3 protein-coding genes are annotated in these 1,089 nt (G+C 30.8%); all 3 read left to right on the forward strand.

The genetic code is table 11. The features are described 5' to 3' along the window. A partial coding sequence (locus FHQ30_RS13365) for a TreTu family toxin (RefSeq protein WP_176552786.1) occupies positions 1-181 on the forward strand: 181 nt, incomplete at its 5' end. A gap of 1 nt (position 182) precedes the next feature. Beyond that, positions 183-470, forward strand: coding sequence for a hypothetical protein (locus tag FHQ30_RS13115; RefSeq protein WP_139612318.1), 288 nt, complete (start codon positions 183-185; stop codon positions 468-470). Next, positions 463-1,029: a macro domain-containing protein gene (locus FHQ30_RS13120; protein WP_139612319.1), complete on the forward strand. Its 567-nt coding sequence runs from the start codon at positions 463-465 to the stop codon at positions 1,027-1,029. The genes FHQ30_RS13115 and FHQ30_RS13120 overlap by 8 nt, the downstream gene beginning before the upstream one ends. Positions 1,030-1,089 lie beyond the last annotated feature (60 nt).

Below are 1,089 nucleotides of genomic sequence, written 5' to 3' on the forward strand. Positions count from 1 at the left end.
GAAAGGTAGTATATATGTTGAGTTTAGTGTTCCTACCAATAGTTTAATACAAGGTGGGAAAGAGGGGTGGTTTAAAACTATTAGTGAAGAAGCATCAGATTCTCAAAAATTTAGGTTAAGAAAACAGGGTGGAGATTTATCACCTAAAATCAATGATATAAAGGTATTGGAGAAGAAATAACATGGATTTAATTCAAATTTTTCATAGTATAATTTATCCTAAAATGAAAAAATCATTTGATTTTAAAGAAAGCTACTATACAAGAGGGCAATTTGGTGATTTAAAAAGATTCGAATTTTCTAGTAAAGATTCAAGATTAATTGGAATGTTGGATTTTTGGAGTGATAATTGGATTGAAATTGATTTGATTGATGTTTTACTTGGTGAGGAAATATATCACAGATTATTTTCTCCAGATGAATTAAGTGAGAATTTATTTTTAGAGTTTGAAGGTTTTATTTATGAATGATTTCTTTAAAAGGATTTCTATTATAAAAGGTGATATTACTAAAATTCAAGTTGACGTGATTATTAATGCAGCTAATACAAGTCTTCTAGGTGGAGGCGGTGTAGATGGGGCGATACATCGCTGTGGAGGTAACTCAATTTTAGAAGAGTGCTCTAAGATTAGAGCAAAGAAGGGCGGTTGTAAAATTGGAGAATCGGTTATTACAACTGCTGGTAATTTACCTGCAAAATATGTTATTCATGCAGTTGGACCTGTATGGCAGGGAGGAAATTTTAATGAAGAACTTATATTAAAAAAAACATATGAATCTTGCTTATTGTTAATTGAAAAGTATAAATTTAAGAGCGTCTCATTTCCAAATATATCAACGGGGAGATATGGTTTCCCTAAAAATATTGCTGCAATAATAGCAATTAAAGCGGTTATCAATGAGTTAAATAAAAATAGAAATTTAGAAATGGTGAACTTTGTTTGTCATGATTTAGAAAGCTATAATATATACTTCAATCTTATTGAAGACTGCGGGATTATTGGATCACTACAAAAGCCAGTTTACTAGTGAACAGCTAGAAGCAATCTATAGAGGAGAGGCAAAAATACCAGATTATACTTGGCACCA

Origin of the sequence: Testudinibacter sp. 'clade 2', assembly GCF_006227735.1 — a bacterium.
GTDB lineage: Bacteria > Pseudomonadota > Gammaproteobacteria > Enterobacterales > Pasteurellaceae > Chelonobacter.

Coding starts and splice junctions, on each gene's coding strand:
- FHQ30_RS13115 (WP_139612318.1), top strand. CDS start 183: ATGGATTTAATTCAAATTTTTCATAGTATAATTTATCCTAAAATGAAA.
- FHQ30_RS13120 (WP_139612319.1), top strand. CDS start 463: ATGAATGATTTCTTTAAAAGGATTTCTATTATAAAAGGTGATATTACT.